Source organism: Streptomyces sp. NPDC111656, from assembly GCF_055656965.1.
In genome coordinates, this window is sequence record NZ_JBVKCA010000005.1 from 562,825 (window position 1) to 578,136 (window position 15,312).

General features: G+C 70.6%; 10 protein-coding genes. 6 read left to right on the forward strand and 4 right to left on the reverse strand.

Annotation, left to right across the window (positions count from 1 at the left end; translation table 11 throughout):
* The first annotated feature begins 86 nt into the window (after positions 1–86).
* Positions 87–1,661: a DUF1996 domain-containing protein gene (locus ACZ7M3_RS18780; RefSeq protein WP_472064526.1), complete on the forward strand. Its 1,575-nt coding sequence runs from the start codon at positions 87–89 to the stop codon at positions 1,659–1,661.
* Between the two features lie 114 nt (positions 1,662–1,775).
* Here the strand turns inward: ACZ7M3_RS18780 and ACZ7M3_RS18785 are convergent, their stop codons facing one another.
* The gene (locus ACZ7M3_RS18785; protein ID WP_095855060.1) at positions 1,776–2,222 is read right to left on the reverse strand and encodes a hypothetical protein; all 447 of its coding nucleotides are present in this window, start codon (positions 2,220–2,222) and stop codon (positions 1,776–1,778) included.
* Positions 2,223–2,356: 134 nt separating this feature from the next.
* Here ACZ7M3_RS18785 and ACZ7M3_RS18790 point away from each other — a divergent pair, with 134 nt between their 5' ends.
* The 5 genes from ACZ7M3_RS18790 to ACZ7M3_RS18810 all read left to right on the forward strand — a co-directional run bounded on the left by ACZ7M3_RS18790 (position 2,357) and on the right by ACZ7M3_RS18810 (position 7,684).
* Entirely contained in the window at positions 2,357–2,902 is a 546-nt protein-coding gene (locus ACZ7M3_RS18790; protein WP_472064528.1) for a tetratricopeptide repeat protein, read from the forward strand.
* Positions 2,903–2,950: 48 nt separating this feature from the next.
* The gene (locus ACZ7M3_RS18795) at positions 2,951–4,867 is read left to right on the forward strand and encodes a hypothetical protein (protein ID WP_472064530.1); all 1,917 of its coding nucleotides are present in this window, start codon (positions 2,951–2,953) and stop codon (positions 4,865–4,867) included.
* Between the two features lie 101 nt (positions 4,868–4,968).
* Positions 4,969–5,877 (forward strand): metal-dependent hydrolase, encoded by a 909-nt coding sequence (locus ACZ7M3_RS18800; RefSeq protein WP_472064532.1) that lies wholly within the window; start codon positions 4,969–4,971, stop codon positions 5,875–5,877.
* Positions 5,874–6,926, forward strand: coding sequence for a PDR/VanB family oxidoreductase (locus tag ACZ7M3_RS18805; RefSeq protein WP_472064533.1), 1,053 nt, complete (start codon positions 5,874–5,876; stop codon positions 6,924–6,926). Before ACZ7M3_RS18800 ends, ACZ7M3_RS18805 begins: the two co-directional genes overlap by 4 nt.
* Positions 6,927–6,982: 56 nt before the next feature.
* Complete coding sequence (locus tag ACZ7M3_RS18810) at positions 6,983–7,684, forward strand: TetR/AcrR family transcriptional regulator (protein WP_355308499.1); 702 nt, start codon at positions 6,983–6,985, stop codon at positions 7,682–7,684.
* A gap of 12 nt (positions 7,685–7,696) precedes the next feature.
* Here the strand turns inward: ACZ7M3_RS18810 and ACZ7M3_RS18815 are convergent, their stop codons facing one another.
* The 3 genes from ACZ7M3_RS18815 to pulA form a co-directional block, all read right to left on the reverse strand.
* Positions 7,697–8,056, reverse strand: a complete 360-nt coding sequence (locus ACZ7M3_RS18815; RefSeq protein WP_067363410.1) for a 5-carboxymethyl-2-hydroxymuconate Delta-isomerase — start codon at positions 8,054–8,056, stop codon at positions 7,697–7,699.
* A gap of 27 nt (positions 8,057–8,083) precedes the next feature.
* Positions 8,084–9,703 carry a SpoIIE family protein phosphatase gene (locus ACZ7M3_RS18820; RefSeq protein ID WP_472064586.1) on the reverse strand — a complete coding sequence of 540 codons (1,620 nt, stop codon included), beginning with the start codon at positions 9,701–9,703 and terminating at the stop codon, positions 8,084–8,086.
* A 69-nt stretch (positions 9,704–9,772) separates the two neighbouring features.
* A complete protein-coding gene (gene pulA, locus ACZ7M3_RS18825; RefSeq protein ID WP_472064588.1) occupies positions 9,773–15,202 on the reverse strand; it encodes a pullulanase-type alpha-1,6-glucosidase in 5,430 nt (1,809 codons plus the stop codon).
* Positions 15,203–15,312 lie beyond the last annotated feature (110 nt).

Below are 15,312 nucleotides of genomic sequence, written 5' to 3' on the forward strand. Positions count from 1 at the left end.
GCCTCAGGAGTCACCTGCGTACTGATGGACGCCGCTTCACTCCTGTCGGGCGCCTCGATGCCCCGCAAGGAAGTCAGAGGAGTTCCATGGGACGCAACACTCGCAAACGACGTTCGCCGCTGGCTGTTCGCGCGGTTGCCGCATCCGCGGCGCTCGCGATCGGTGGGGGCGGATTGATCTGGGCGAATTTCTACGCTTCGGCGCACGAGTCCAACTCGAGCCCGAACACCACCAAGGCTGCCGCCGCTCAGGTCGCCACCATCTCCTGCCCCGATGTCGGGCAGAAACTGACCAGCGTGCCCGCCAACGCCAAGTCGAACGTCGACACGGAGCTGGCCACGCTCGACAAGCAGATCACCGAGGCTTACGCCCGGCTGGCCTCGTCGCGTCAGGCTCAGGCCAATGACGCGGGCTTCGTCCAGAACGCGATCCTGTCGCCGCTCAAGGACAAGCGGTCCGCGGTCATCGGCCGAATCAAGATCGACTTCACTCGGGTGGGCGCCGCCGCGCCGACCATGCTGGACGGTCTCGCCGCTTGCACCGGCACCACCGCCAACCAGGCCCAGACCACCGCCGGTGGCCAGAACAACGGCCAGCAGAACAACGGTGGCCAGCAGAACGGTGGCCAGCAGAACGGCCAGCAGAACAACGGCGGCCAGCAGAACGGTGGCCAGCAGAACGGTGGCGCGGCCACCGCGGCTCCGAGCGCGAGCGCGCCGGCCAACATCGGCGGCCAGGCCGGAAACGGTCCCGTCGCCGCCGACTTCGTCGACATCACCAAGGTCGCGGCGAACGTCCAGGGCAAGCCGCAGAAGGGCGCCAACGCCTCTCGGGGTACGTTCACCACGCAGTGCGGCGTGAACGCGAACAAGAACTTCAACACCGACAACGTGATCGTGGCGCCCGGCGTGACCAACGGCGCGCACCACCTGCACGACTACGTCGGCAACCAGAAGGTCAACGCGTTCTCCAGCAACCAGACGTTCCTGCAGGGCGGGACCAGCTGCCAGAACAAGAGCGACCTGTCGTCGTACTACTGGCCCGTGGTCCGCATCCAGGACGGCACCCAGGACTTCGACCAGAACAAGGACGGCGGCGGCAAGGAAGGCAACGTCGGCAAGGTCCTGACGCCCGTCTCGGCCCAGATCAAGTACGTGGGCAGCCCGGCCAGCAAGGTCGTCGCGATGCCGCAGTTCCTGCGCATCATCACCGGTGACGCCAAGACCACGACCAACGGTCTGGCGAACGCCAACGCGCACTGGAGCTGCACCGGCTTCGAGAGCAAGGTCCAGCTGACGTCGCAGTACCCGATCTGCCCGCAGGGCAGCAAGGTGGTGCGCACGTTCGCCTTCCAGAGCTGCTGGGACGGCCAGAACATCGACAGCGCCAACCACCGTACGCACGTGGCCTTCCCCGACCCCGCGAGCGGTGTCTGCGGCAACGGCTTCAAGGCGATCCCGCAGCTGACGATGCGCCTGACCTACAACATCGCGCCGCCGACCATCCAGAACGGCGTGGTGAAGAACGCATACGCGGTCGACGGCTTCCCGGAGCAGCTCCACAAGGCTGCCACCGACCACGACGACTTCATCAGCGTCACCACCAACAACCTGGCGAACAAGATCGCCAACTGCATCAACACCGGCAAGCAGTGCAGGTAGCAGCCCCCTCGGCGAAGCGGTAGTCGCTTCGCCGAAGAGCCGGCAAGGCACTGAAGAAGGCCGGTGGCGGGAGATCCCGCCACCGGCCTTCTGTGTGTGTGCCGTGCGTGCGGCTCAGCCGCTGTGGGAGGAATGCTGGCTGTGGTTGGTCCCGACCTCCATGTCACCGCCGAGCGTGCCGCGCAGCGCCGTGACCACCTTCTGGTCGGCGACGGCGACCCACTTGGCGCCGACGAGGTAGAACCCGCCGTAGTCCTTCGCGTCGTTGATCCACTCGCGCTGACCGCGGTCGGTGGCGAAGGTCGCGAGGACGAACTTGCCGTTGGTGTTCTTGCAGATCGCCTGGCGGATCTCGTCGGCGTCCGTCTGGATGTCCGGCTTGCACTTCACCTCGGCCGCCAGATCCTCCAGACTGCCGGTCGCGGTGGCCGGGACCCGGTCGGCCGAGTCGCTCTTGGTTCCTCCCCCGTCCGACCCGCCGCAGCCGGTCAGCGCCAGCAGGGCCGCGGCCGCGACGACCGCAAGGCCGTGCCCGCTCAGCTTTTCGCGTGTCAACCTCATACGTTCCTCCGGTGCCTGTCGGCGCCCACGCCGTCGAGAGCCCCGGCGAGGGCCCTGGTCTTCGATACGGCTGCGGCGCGCCAAATGCTCAATCTCCCCCGTTACGGACGGAAAGGCATCCGGTGGGAATGCCGATGCCGCAACGGGCACGTGCGGGCGAAGGTGTGGCCGTGACCGAAGACTGGGAAGAGCGTACGGCGGCGGCCCGGGCCACGTTCGACGGCTCCGAAGAAGCGACCGAAGCGGACGCGGCGGACTTCCGGGCGGTGATCGACGCGCTGGTCGCCGAACTGCCCGCGGACAGCCCCGTCGGCCCCGTCGAGCGGGCCTGCGCCTGGGACTCCACCGGCCACTCGGACCAGGCCGTACCGCTGCACCGGAAGGCCCTCGCCCGCGGCCTCGGCGGCTACCGCGGCCGCCGCACCAAGATCCAACTCTCCAGCTCGCTGCGGAACATCGGGCAGGCCGAGGAGGGCGTCAAGCTCCTCACCCCCGAACTCGACGCGTCCTCCGACGAGTTGGACGATGCCGTACGCGCCACGCTCGCGCTCTGTCTCGCCGACCTGGGCCGCGAACGCGAGGGCCTCTCCCTGGTGATCGCCGCCCTGGCGCCCCATCTGCCGTGCTACCAGCGATCCATGGCGAACTACGCGCGGCTGCTCGTACAACCCGGGGAGTAACTCTCCGGAGCCAGGTGACCATCCACCGATTCGCTCGTTTTGCTGAACGTGCAGTCACAGGATGTAGCCCAGCGCTCCGCAGCCTCCCCAGGACCGGTCGTCGACGTCGAGCAGGCCGAGGCCGCTCTCGTCGAGCACTACCCGCGGCTCGTCCGGCTCGCCTATCTGGTGCTGCCGCCGAGCCTCGGCCGCAACCGACGGGTGCTGACCGCGCACGCCCTCACCCAGCGCGCCCTGCCCCGGGGACGCACGACCGCCACCCTGATCCCGGCCCAGGCCACCGGCCGCGACGGCGACCCCGGCTACGCCCTCGTACGCCTCAAGGTCGTGCGTACGGCGCTGGAGGCCGGGGTGCCGCTGCGGCGCGCGGCCTGGCCCAAGCGGTCCCAGCTGCCTCCGTTGCTGCCCCAGGTGTGGGGCCTGAGGCTCTTCCCGCGCTCGGGCGGCGCCGACGAACTCGCCCTGGACCAGCGGCTGTCGGCCCTGTCCAGTGCCGCCCGCGCGGCGTACGTCCTGCGCGGCCTGGAGAAGCTGCCCGACCCCGACGTGCGCAAGGTGCTGACGGCGGCGGGCGTCGACGACCCGGGCGCGGCGCTCAAGGAGGCGGGCGGTGTCGAGGCCAGGGACGTCCTGCTCCTGTCCCCCGAGTTCGACCCCTGTTCGCTGCACGCCCGGCCCACCGACCTGATGCGGCGCAGACAGCACATGAAGGCCGCGCTCGCCGCCGGCGTCGCGGCGGCCGTCTGCGGCACGCTGCTCGCCCTGCCCAGCGGCGGCTGGGGACCCGACGGCGCCGCCGCCCCGTCGTACGCGCAGAACCCGGCCGCCGAGGCCGCCCTCGACCCCGGGAAGGTGACGCGGGTCGCCCCGACGGCGTGGCGGTCGTCCGCGCGCACGGACTTCTCCGTGTGGCCCGCGCGCGGCAACCTCGCCCGGGACACCGCGCTGCTGCGCCGCGCGCTCGCCGTCTGGGCACGGCCCGGGGAGTCCGTGCAGGTCTCGGCGACGCCCGGCACCCCCTCGGGCGCCCCGGCCGGACCGCCGCAGCTGCTGTACGCCGGTGATGTGGACCAGGCGCGCGTGGTGCTCTTCTACGACGGACTGCGCATCGCCCGGTACGCCGAGCCACGGGCCGGCACGGGCGGCGCGGCCCTCGACTTCGCCCGGGTCGACGGCGCGACCGGGGCCGAGGCGGAGGCGCTGGTCCTGGACCGGGCCGACGGCAACGTCCGCTATCTGACCGCCCCCTGGGTGACCGGGGCCGCCGAGCGCGACCTGCTGAAGCCGACCGCGGGCCCGACGCCCCTCACCCTCTCGGCCGAGGGTGTCAGCACGCCGCTGGCCGGCCCCGCCCCGACCGGCACCTGCACCTCGTGGAACATCATGGAGGTGACCGACACCTCGGGCCCGCACCTGCTGGCCGACCTCGGCGAGCTGATCCCGGCCCATCTCACCTCGGGGCCGCCCGCGGCACCCCACGAGGCCGCGGGCCCTGCGGCGCTGCGGAACTGGGCGCCGTTCGCCTGCTCCCTGGCGGCCGTGCGCTCCCAGGGCGTGCGGTCCGTGAACGCCTGGCAGTACGCGCAGCAGCCGCTGCCCGACGCGAGCGGGCAGGCCGCCTGGGTGTGCACCCGGGCCGACACCTGGCGGGGCGACGGCACCCGGGTCCTGGCCCAGTTCCACACCCCGGGCGGGGCGTACGGCGCCATCGCGGCGAAGGCCGAGAACTCGCCCGCGTGCGGCCCCCGTGACCCCCATGTGCTGGCGGGTGTGCTGTGGAAGTCGGGCGCGGGCGACTGGTACCTCCTCGCGGCGGGCAGCAAGGACACCGCCTCGATCAGCACGTCGGGCGGGGTGAGCGGGTCGGCCCGGGGCGCACTGCTCGCCGTACGGACGAAGCAGGGGGATCAGGCCGGGCTGAAGGGCACCCTGACGGACGGACGAGCGGTCGACGGACTGCGCTAGGTCCTGTCCTGCCGATCCCCGGGGTGTCACAGCCGATCCTCGCGTCAACAAGTGGGCGCATGGGGGTTCTCCCCGCACTTACCCGTCAGTACATTGACGGCATGTCTAACAAGCATGCCGCCCGGCTTCCCCGGCCGGTCGAGTCCGAGCGGATACCGCTCAAGGCCCGGAAGGTGTCGTTCTCCTGGGAGGACACACCGCTGCACTGGGTGCCGGGGGAGCCGTTCGCCACGCACACCATGAACGTGCTGCACCTGCTGCTGCCTGCCGGTGAGCGCTGGTTCGTGCACGTGTACAAGCAGGTGCTGCCCTACATCCGGGACGAGCGGCTGCGCGCGGACGTCATCGGGTTCATCGGGCAGGAGGCGATGCACTCGCAGGCCCACGACGAGGTACTCCCCCACCTCAGGGAACTCGGGCTCGATCCGACGCCGTACACCGCCCAGGTCGACTGGTTCTTCGAGAAGCTGCTCGGCGACCGCACCCTGCCGCCGGGCAGGGCCCGCAGATGGTGGCTGATGGAGCGCGTCGCGATCATCGCGGCGATCGAGCACTACACCGCCTTCCTCGGCGACTGGATCCTGAACGCCGAGGAGTTGGACCGGCGCGGCGCCGATCCCACCATGCTGGACCTGATGCGCTGGCACGGCGCGGAGGAGGTCGAGCACCGGTCCGTGGCCTTCGAACTCTTCCTCCACGTCGACGGGAGCTACCGGCGCCGTGCCCGGACCTGGGCCACGGCCTTCACCGCCCTGGTCTTCCTGTGGCAGCGCGGGGCGCGGTTCTTCATGGAGAACGACCCGACCCTCACGGCGGGCAGGGCGAGCTTCAAGGACTTCTACCTGAGCGGGAAGCGGGGTGTGCTGCCGTCGACCGGCGGCATGCTCAAGTCCATTCCCCGCTATCTCAGCCGCACCTACCACCCCTCCCAGGAGGGTTCGACCGAGCAGGCGGTCGCCTATCTCGCCTCGTCACCGGCGGCGACGGCTGCCGAGAGGAGAGCCGAATGACGCCCCGGCTGCGGACCGTCGTCGCCGTCGCCGGTGCGGCCCTGCTCGTCCGGCGGGCGCTGCGCCGCCGGATCGAGGTCTCGCCGCTGTGGCCGCTGCCCGCCCTGGAGGAGCCGATCTCCGGCCGACCGCGCTCCCGGGCGCTGCGGCTGCCGGTCACCCGGCACGAGCGGGTCGCCGACGGGGTCGTACAACTGCGCCTGGAGGGGCACGACCTGCCGCGCTGGGAGCCCGGCGCCCACCTCGACCTCGTCCTGCCCTCGGGGCTCGTACGGCAGTACTCGCTGTGCGGGGACCCGGAGGACACCTCGTCGTACACCGTCGCGACCCGGCTGGTCGAGGACGGGCGGGGCGGGTCGCGCGAGGTCCACGAACAGCTCCGGGAGGGCATGGAGGTGGAGGTGCGGGGGCCGCGCAACCGGTTCCCCCTCGCCCCTGCGCCCGCGTACGTCTTCGTCGCGGGCGGCATCGGGATCACACCGATCCTGCCGATGCTGCGGGCGGTCCAGGACCGCGCGGAGTGGCGGCTGCTGTACGGCGGCCGGACGCGCGCGTCGATGCCGTTCCTGGAGGAGATCGGGAAGCTGCGCGGCGGCCGGGTCACCATCGTGGCCGAGGACGAGGACGGACGGCCCGATCTCGACGCGCTGTTCGCGGACGTGCCGGCGGGCGCGGCCGTCCACTGCTGTGGCCCCGAGGGGCTGATGGAGGCGGTCGGACGCCGGCTGCCCGAGGGTGCGGCGCTGCACCTGGAGCGGTTCACGCCGAGCACCTCCGCCGAGGGCAACGGCGCCTTCGAGGTCGAACTGCGCCGCAGCGGTCGTACGGTGAGCGTCGCCGCCGACACCACCGTGCTCGCCGCCGTACGCGCCGAACTGCCCGACACCGCCTACTCCTGCGAGCAGGGATTCTGCGGAACCTGCCAACAGCGGGTGCTGGAAGGGGAGGTCGAGCACCGCGACGAACTGCTCACCGACACGGAGCGTGGTGACTCGATGCTGATCTGTGTTTCGCGGGCGCTCGGTGATCGCATCGTGTTGGACATGTGAACGACCATGGCCGGACCGGCCCGTTCGGGGCCGGATCCGATCGGTAAGGTGTTCGTATGACAACCGGGGTACGCCGCAGGATGGGTGTCGAGGAGCGGCGACAGCAGTTGATCGGCGTCGCCCTCGACCTCTTCAGCCGACGCTCACCCGACGAGGTCTCCATCGACGAGATAGCCTCGGCCGCGGGTATCTCACGGCCGTTGGTCTACCACTACTTCCCCGGCAAACTCAGCCTGTACGAGGCGGCGTTGCAGCGTGCCTCGGACGAACTCGCGAGCCGCTTCGTGGAGCCGCAGGAGGGCCCGCTGGGCTCGCGGCTGCTGCGGGTCATGCGCCGCTTCTTCGACTTCGTGGACGACCACGGGCCCGGTTTCTCGGCGTTGATGCGCGGCGGTCCCGCGGTCGGCTCCTCGAAGACCAACGCGCTCGTCGACGCGGTGCGGCAGGCCGCCTACGTCCAGATCCTGTCGCATCTGAAGGTCGAGGACCCGCCCGCCCGCCTGGAGCTGGTGATCCGTTCCTGGATCTCGCTCGTCGAGTCGACGGCGCTGATCTGGCTGGACGGGCGGCGGATTCCGCGCGGCGAGCTGGAGGTGCAGCTCGTGCAGGACTTCGCGGCGCTGGCCGCGGTGAGCGCCACGCACGACGAGGAGCTCGGCGCGCTGCTGCGCCGGGCGCTCAAGGGCGACCCGGGCGACGGGCCGTTCACCGACCTCGCCGTCCGGTTGATCGCGCTGGCCTCACCCCCGGCCTCGTAGGCCCGGCGGCCTCTACTCCTCGTACTTCCGGTACGACGGGTCGAGGTCGCGCACCTCGGCGGACGCGTGCACCGTCGAGACCCCGTCGGTGGGCTCGATGTGCTTGCGCAGCAGCTCCAGTACGGCTTCGGTGAGCTTGGCCTTGGTCTCGTCGGTGCGGCCCGGGAGCAGGGCGAGCGTGATGTGCACGATGGCGTGTCCGTCCTCCCCCGCCCCCACCACCTCTTCATCGGTGCACCGGAACCGCGTCTTGCACGCCTCGATGCGCGCGGCCGCCGTCTCGACGACCACCGGGTGCAGCGCGAGCGCGAAGCCGCGCTGGTCGAAGGCGTCGTCGAGCGAGTAGGAGTAGTCGACGGTGATCTGCGGCATGGGCACTCCTGTTCTAGGGTTTCCCGGTCACCCTAGCCGCAGCGCCAGCAGTGCGATGTCGTCCTCGCGGTCCCGGCCGAAGCAGTCGAGCAGGGTGTCGCAGAGGGCGTCCAGGCCGGGCAGGGCGCCGGTGGCGGCGGCGCGGAGCTGCTCCATCGAGACCGTCAGATCGGTGCCCCGGGTCTCGATCAGGCCGTCGGTGACCATGAGGAGCCGGTCGGTGGGTTCGAGGAACAGCTCCGTGGGCGGCGGGTGGGGCAGACCCACACCGAGCAGCGGGCCGGCGGCCTTGGAGTATTCGGCCTCTCCGTCGTCACGGATGATCAGCGGCGGGATGTGGCCGGCGTTGGCGATGCGGGTGCGTCCGGTGGCGGGGTCGACCAGGACCAGGCAGACGGTCGTGGTGATGCCGGGGTGGTAGCGCTGGAGCATCCGGTCGAGGCGCTCGGCCAGTACGGCCGGGTCGCTCTCCTCGACGCTGTAGGCGCGCAGCGCGTGCCTGATCTCGACCATGACGGTGGCCGCCTCCAGCGAGTGCCCGACGACATCGCCGACCGCGGTGAGCACGCCCTCGCCGGTGCGCAGGGCCGCGTAGAAGTCGCCGCCGATCTCGGTCTCCGCGGACGCGGGCACGTACCGGACCACGACGTCGACGCCCGGCAGTTCGGGCAGCCGGTGCGGCTGGGGCAGGAAGCTGTGCTGGAGGGTGAGGGCGACGTGCCGTTCGACCTGGTACATGAGCAGCGGTTCGGCGGCGAGCGCGGTGGCCTCGGCGAGCCGGGCCAGCAGGGCCTCGTCCTCGGGACTGACCCGGCGCACCCCGCGGGTGGGCGTGGCGAGGCACACCGAGGCCCGGCCCTCCTGGATGGGGATCAGCGCCAGGCGGGCGTCGTGCTGCACGCCCGGCCGGAAGAACCCGGCCGGCCACAGCGGCGCGGGCACCGTGGTGATCTGGACGCCCGACTGCCCCCGGGTGAGCCGTCGAAGCAGTCCGGCGACGGCCCGGTGGGCGCCCTCGTCGGGCATCGCGAGCGAGGTGCGGTCCCGCGAGGTGCCGCGGTACAGCTCGTCGTCCGGGCCGAGGACGAAGACGGCGGCGGGCGATCCGGTGAGCCGCGCGGCGCCGTCGGCGGCGGCGTCGGCGAGTTCCTGCGGGGAGCGCGCCGTCTGGATGGCCACGACCGTCTCCGCCAGCCGGGTCAGCCGCCGTGCCAGCGCCTGGTCGTCGGCCCTGAGACGGGCGGTGCGCACCGCGGCCCGGACCACCGCGTCGATCTCCTCGGGCTCGGCGGGCACCGTCAGATAGGCCTCGCCGCCCACGTCGAGGCCTCGGCAGCGATCCCCCGCGTCCACGGCGGCGGCCGAGAAGTGCACGACGGGCAGGCCGGCCATGTGGGGCCGGGACTTGAGCCGACGGCACAGTTCGAAGCCGCTCATGTCCGGCAGGTCCACGTCGACGAGCGCCACGTCGGGCAGGGTGCCCTTGCGCAGCCGTACGTCGAGTTCGACGAGCGCCTCGGAGCCGCTGGCGACGGGGACGACCTCGTGACCGGCGCGGCGCAGCACGGCGCTCATGGCGTACCGACTGGCCGCCACATCGTCCACGACCAGCACGGTCGTGTCTGTCCGCTTGCCGTTGACGTCCATCTGCCAGCCTCTGGACACGCCGGTGGGGCAGACCGGGATCGAGGCCTGCCCCACCAAGGTAATGCCCTTTCAGGAGGTCCGGGAGAATACCGCCACAGTGCGCCCCGGAACGGCGAACATGCCCGTTTTCGCCTCGTAAGAGGAGGATTTGACGATAGGGTCGGCGCCCGCCGCCTGCACCGGGTGCAGCGCGTACACCGTCCCGGCCAGGGCTCCGACCGTCTGCTCCTGTGTCTTCGGTGTCGCGTTGAAGACCACGACGAGACCGCCTCGACCATCGCGGTCGCCGAGCTCCATCGTGATCACGCCGGGCGTCTCGTCCTTGCCGGACAGCGGGAAGGAGAGCTTCGACTGCACCTGTCCGGCGGTGGACAGCGAGAAGACGTTCTCGGTCGTACGGATCCGCTCCAGGTCCTGGTAGGCGGCCGAGCTGCCCTCGATCTGCGGGCATCCCACCTTGACGGTGCTCAACAGGGGCGTGGCGTAGGGCCACTTGGACGCGTTGTCGGCCGCCATCGGCAGTCCGCGTCCGAAGCCGTTGCCGTCCCGGCAGTCCCAGTGGATGGCGTTGAACCAGTCGCCGCTGTCGAACGAGTTGCGGTCGAGGGACTTGGAGCGCAGCAGGTCGGAGCCCGCCTGGGAGAGCGACGGGCCCTGGGAGAGGGCGGCGGTCGCCATGGCGAGCACCTGCATCCGCGCCCGGTCGTCCGCGCTGGTCGTGGCGGGCAGCTTGTAGGTGAGGGCGTCGTACAGGGACTCGTTGTCGTGCGCGTCGGAGTACGCGAGGGCGTCACCCGGTGCCGCCGCGTATCCGGCGGGCTGGCCGTTGTAGTCGACCTCGGAGCCCTTGACCTCCTTGCCGTCGGTGTCGGTGAAGCGGTAGGTGGCGAGGTTGCCGCTGAGCCCGATCTTGATGAGGTCCTGGTAGTGCAGCAGCCGGGCCTTCTGCTCGGCCGAAGTACCGTTGGCCGTAGAGGAGTTGGGGTCGGTGTACAGCCCCGAGGCGAAGCCCTGGACGCCGGGGTCGGAGTCGAAGGGGCTCCCGCCGCGCACCGCGTCACGCGCCCGGTCGGAGAAGGTCGCGATGCCGGTCCCCGCCATGTTCTTCTGGGTGGCCTGTACGAAACGGGCGTCGTCGGCGACCTCGCCGAAGTTCCAGCCCTCCCCGTACAGGATGATCTTCTTTCCGTCGACCCCGTCCTTCGCCGGGGTCAGCGCGTCGAGAGCCCCCCGGACCGCCAGGATGTTGGCCTTGGGGTGGTGCCCCATGAGGTCGAAGCGGAAGCCGTCGACCTTGTACTCCTTGGCCCAGGTGACGATCGAGTCCACCACCAGCTTGCCCATCATGGCGTTCTCGGTGGCCGTGCCCGCGCAGCAGGTGGAGGTGGCGACGGACCCGTCGGCGAGGAGCCGCTGGTAGTAGCCGGGCACGATCCTGTCGAGCACGGAGGTGTCCGCCTGACCACTGGCGGCCGTGTGGTTGTAGACCACGTCCATGACGACCCGCAGGCCGTCCTCGTTCAGCGACTTGACCATCCGGCGGAACTCGACCGTCCGGCCGGTGCCGTCCGGGTCGCTCGCGTACGAGCCCTCCGGGACCGTGTAGTGGTACGGGTCGTAGCCCCAGTTGTAGGCGTCCTTCGCGGCGATCGCGGCGACGCACTCCTGCTGCTTCTGGGAGTCGGCGGGGTAGGAGGCGAGGTCGCAGCCGGTGGTGGCCTGGTCGGACTTCTTCTCGGGGACGGTGGCGATGTCGAAGGCGGGCAGGAGGTGGACGTACGAGCTGCCCGCCGCGGCGAGGGCCCGCAGGTGCCTGGACCCGTCGCTGTTCTTGTCGGTGAAGGCGAGGTAGGTGCCCCGGTCCTTCGCCGGGACGGTCTTGTCCGCCACCGAGAAGTCCCGGATGTGCAGCTCCTGGATCTGGGCGTCCCGCAGCGGCACGGCCTTGGGCTTCTTCAGGGAGGACCAGCCGCTCGGGGCGAGGGACCTGTCCTTCAGGTCGACGACGAGACTGCGCTCGGAGTCGGCGGTGAGGGCGAGCGAGTAGGGGTCGGTGACCTTGTTGGTGACGACCTTGCGGACGGTGGGCGCCCACACCTTCACGACGTACCGGTAGGGCTTGTTCCGCCAGGTCTTCGCGCCGGTGACGGACCAGACGCCCGTGATGTCGTTCCTCTTCATGGCGACCGTGGAGCCGTCGAGCTCCAGCGCCACGCTCTGTGCGGTCGGCGCCCACACGGCCAGCGTGGGACGCCCGTCGCGGAACGTCGGACCCAGCTGTGCCTTGGTCGCGTCGTACAGATCGTCCAGTACGCCGGCGATCTGGACGCCGGTCGCCGCGAGCACGGCGCCGTTCGCGGCCCGCCCGGAGGCGACGATCTGACCGTTCAGGGCCTCCTTCACCCGGCCCCGGTCGCGCGGGTCGACGGACCAGGCGGTGTAGTCCTTGAGGTGCGGGAACGCGGCCTTCTGGGCGTCGGTGAGGGTGGTCTTCGACAGCCGGAGCCAGCGCTCGTCGTCGCTGGTCAGCGTCCCGTCCTTGACGGCGATCGAGCCGTCGCGGGAGTACAGCAACTGGGTGGAGGCCGCGGCCTCGGAGCCGTTCCAGGCGACCGTGTTCCGGTCGATCCAGACCGCCTTGGAGGTGGTCGGGTCGAGCGCGGCCGCGCTGCCCGCGGGCTGCGGGAGCAGGTACTTCTCCTGCCCGTTCACCAGCCACACCTCGTGGCCGTTCGCGGTGAGGTCGAGCGACTGGTCGGTCGGGAGGTCCTTCTCGTCGCCCTTGTGGAGGATGTAGCTGAGGCTGGTGGCACCCGCGGCGAGCGGCACCTCGAAGACGGCGCCATAGGCGTCGGTCCTGACCGGTTCCAGGGGCTTGGACCAGTCCGTGGGCGTCGCGGCCCCGCTCCAGACGTGCAGTCCCCAGCCGGTGTAGTCGCCGTCGGCGCGGTGGTAGTGCACTACGGCCTTGGTCGCGTCCTGCGCCGGGTAGTCGGGCCGCTGGGTCTGCACGGCTTCCTTGCCCTGCTCGACCCAGACCTCGCCGGTCTTGGTGACGTCGATCGTGCGGTCGGTGGCGACGTCCTTGTTGCCGTCCTTGTCGATGACGAGGAAGCCGACGCTGGAGGCACCCGGCTTCAACTTCACGTAGGCGAAGGCCCCGTAGGCGTCCCGGCCGATGAAGTCGTGGCCCGCGGGCCAGGTCGTCGACTCCCCGTCGGCGAGGTCGCCCCAGGCGTACAGCCGCCAGTCGGTGTAGTCGCCGTCGGTGCGCTTGTAGTGGACGATCGCGTAGTCGCGCGAGGAGGCGGTGGGGGCTTCGGGGGCGGGCGGGGTTCCGGTGGTGCTCGTGGCCGTCGTACTCGCGGTCCGCCCGGCCGAGTCGACGACCACCGCCTTGTAGCGCAGGGCGGTACCGGCGGGTACGTCCTTGCCGATGACCTGGGTGACCTTGTACGGGGCGTGGTCGGCGGAGCCGAGCGTCCGCCACTTCCCGTTGCCGACCTGGGCGGCGAAGACGACACGGTCGAGCGAGCCGCCGGTGACGTCGGCGCCGAGCTCGACGGTGCCGGTCGCGCCCGCGTTCGGCGCCTTCAGGGTGAGCGAGGGCTTCGCGGCGGGGGCGCCGAGCGGGCGGGCCGCCTTGAGGACGACGGCGGAACCGGCCGGGACGGTGACGGTGACGTTCTTGTCGGCGTCGCTCGTCAGCCGGGACGAGGTCCCGTAGATCCCCTGGAAGGTCGTGTCGGCGGAGCCGGTCGCGAAGGTCGCCGTCTTCGCCTCGCCCGCGTTGTTGAGGGCGACGAGGTACTCGGTTTTGTTGCCGCCCGTACGGGAGAAGGCGTAGATGCCCGCCCCGTCGGCCGCGTACCGCTCGGTCTGCACCCCGTCCGCGAGGGCCGGGTTGTCCTTGCGGAGCTTCGAGAGAGCGGCGATCTCCTTGTAGAGCGGTGCACTCGTGTCGTAGGCGTCGCTCGCATGCGTGCGTGCGGTGCCGAGCTCGTCGTCGTCGAGGTAGTCGGCGACCTTGGAGGCGAACATCGTCTGGCGGGCGTCCTTGTCGCCGCCCGCACCGGTGAAGCCCTGCTCGTCGCCGTAGTAGACGACCGGGTTGCCGCGGCTGAGGAACATCAGCTCGTTGGCGAGCTCGTCCTTCTTCACCAGCTCGGCGTCGGTGGCCTTCGGGTTGTCCTGGTTCAGGAAGTACCCGATACGGCCCATGTCGTGGTTGCCGAGGAAGGTGACCTGCTCGTACGCGTTGGCCTTGTCGGTCGTGTACTTGTAGTCGTCACCGAAGACCGAGGCGAGCTTCTTGGCGCTGCCGCCCTGGGAGGCGTACGAGCGTGCCGCGTCCTGGAAGGGGAAGTCGAGGGTGGCGTCCAGCCGGCCCTCGGTGACGTACGGAGAGGTGATCGACGTGTCGGCGGAGTACACCTCGCCGAACATGAAGAAGTTCTTCCGGCCCCGCTCAGCCGCGTACCTGTCGAGCGCGGTGGCCCACTGCGTCCAGAACTCCATGTCCACGTGCTTCACGGTGTCGATCCGGAAGCCGTCGACGCCGAAGTCCCTGACCCACTTCTCGTAGATCTTCTCCATGCCGCTGACGACCTCGGGACGCTCGGTCCACAGGTCGTCGAGGCCGGAGAAGTCGCCGTAGGTGGTCGACTCGCCGGCATAGGTGGAGTCGCCGCGGTTGTGGTACATCGTCGGGTCGTTGAGCCAGGACGGCACCTTGACGTTCTTCTTCGCGGCGGGCACGACGGGCGTACGCGGGAAGGACCCGGCGCCCACGGACGGGAACCCGGCACCTCCCGCCGCGTAGTCGGCGTCGTCGAAGGGCTTCCCGTCCTTGGTCAGATACGGGAAGGCACCCTTGGAGAGGTAGTCGTAGGACTTCTGCTCGTAGTCGACGACGTCGGCGGTGTGGTTGGTGATGACGTCGAAGAAGACCTTCATGCCCTTGGCGTGCGCCTTGGAGATGAGGGTCGCCAGGTCCTTGTTGGTGCCGAAGTGCGGGTCGACCTGGGTGAAGTCCGTGATCCAGTAACCGTGGTACCCGGCCGAAGCGTTGTTGCCCTCGCCCTGCACGGGCTGGTTCTTGAAGATCGGCGCCATCCAGATGGCGGTGGTGCCGAGCTTCTTGATGTAGTCGAGCTTGCCGGTCAGCCCCTTCAGGTCGCCGCCCTGGTAGAAGCCCTTGTCCGTGGGGTCGTACCCGGTGGCGAGGCGCGAACCGGTCAGCCCGCCCCGGTCGTTGGACGTGTCGCCATTGGCGAAACGATCCGGCATCACGAAGTAGAACTGCTCGCGCGTGTCGTCGTGCCGGGCCGGTTCGGCGGCGAGCTTCGCGTCCGAGGGCGGCGCGGGCGGGGTCTGCGCCCGCGCCGCGATCGGCTGAAGGAACGCTGCCGCGAGGGCGGCCACGGCGACGGCCGCGATTCTTCGCTGGGGTGGGGTGCGGCGGCGGCGCGCCCCGGGCGCCGGCCATCTCGGTATCAGGGCCACAGGCGTGAACTCCTAGTGAATACGGCTCAAAACGGCTCGTTTGGGACCGGCTTGACCGAGACACGGCCTCGATGCCGGGCGACCGGCGCGACGGTATCGCCCAC

What these genes read in the sequence shown, in the direction of transcription:
- ACZ7M3_RS18780 (WP_472064526.1), top strand. Translation starts at nt 87, where the DNA reads ATGGGACGCAACACTCGCAAACGACGTTCGCCGCTGGCTGTTCGCGCG.
- ACZ7M3_RS18785 (WP_095855060.1), bottom strand. Translation starts at nt 2,222, where the DNA reads ATGAGGTTGACACGCGAAAAGCTGAGCGGGCACGGCCTTGCGGTCGTC.
- ACZ7M3_RS18790 (WP_472064528.1), top strand. Translation starts at nt 2,357, where the DNA reads ATGCCGCAACGGGCACGTGCGGGCGAAGGTGTGGCCGTGACCGAAGAC.
- ACZ7M3_RS18800 (WP_472064532.1), top strand. Translation starts at nt 4,969, where the DNA reads ATGTCTAACAAGCATGCCGCCCGGCTTCCCCGGCCGGTCGAGTCCGAG.
- ACZ7M3_RS18805 (WP_472064533.1), top strand. Translation starts at nt 5,874, where the DNA reads ATGACGCCCCGGCTGCGGACCGTCGTCGCCGTCGCCGGTGCGGCCCTG.
- ACZ7M3_RS18810 (WP_355308499.1), top strand. Translation starts at nt 6,983, where the DNA reads ATGACAACCGGGGTACGCCGCAGGATGGGTGTCGAGGAGCGGCGACAG.
- ACZ7M3_RS18815 (WP_067363410.1), bottom strand. Translation starts at nt 8,056, where the DNA reads ATGCCGCAGATCACCGTCGACTACTCCTACTCGCTCGACGACGCCTTC.
- ACZ7M3_RS18820 (WP_472064586.1), bottom strand. Translation starts at nt 9,703, where the DNA reads ATGGACGTCAACGGCAAGCGGACAGACACGACCGTGCTGGTCGTGGAC.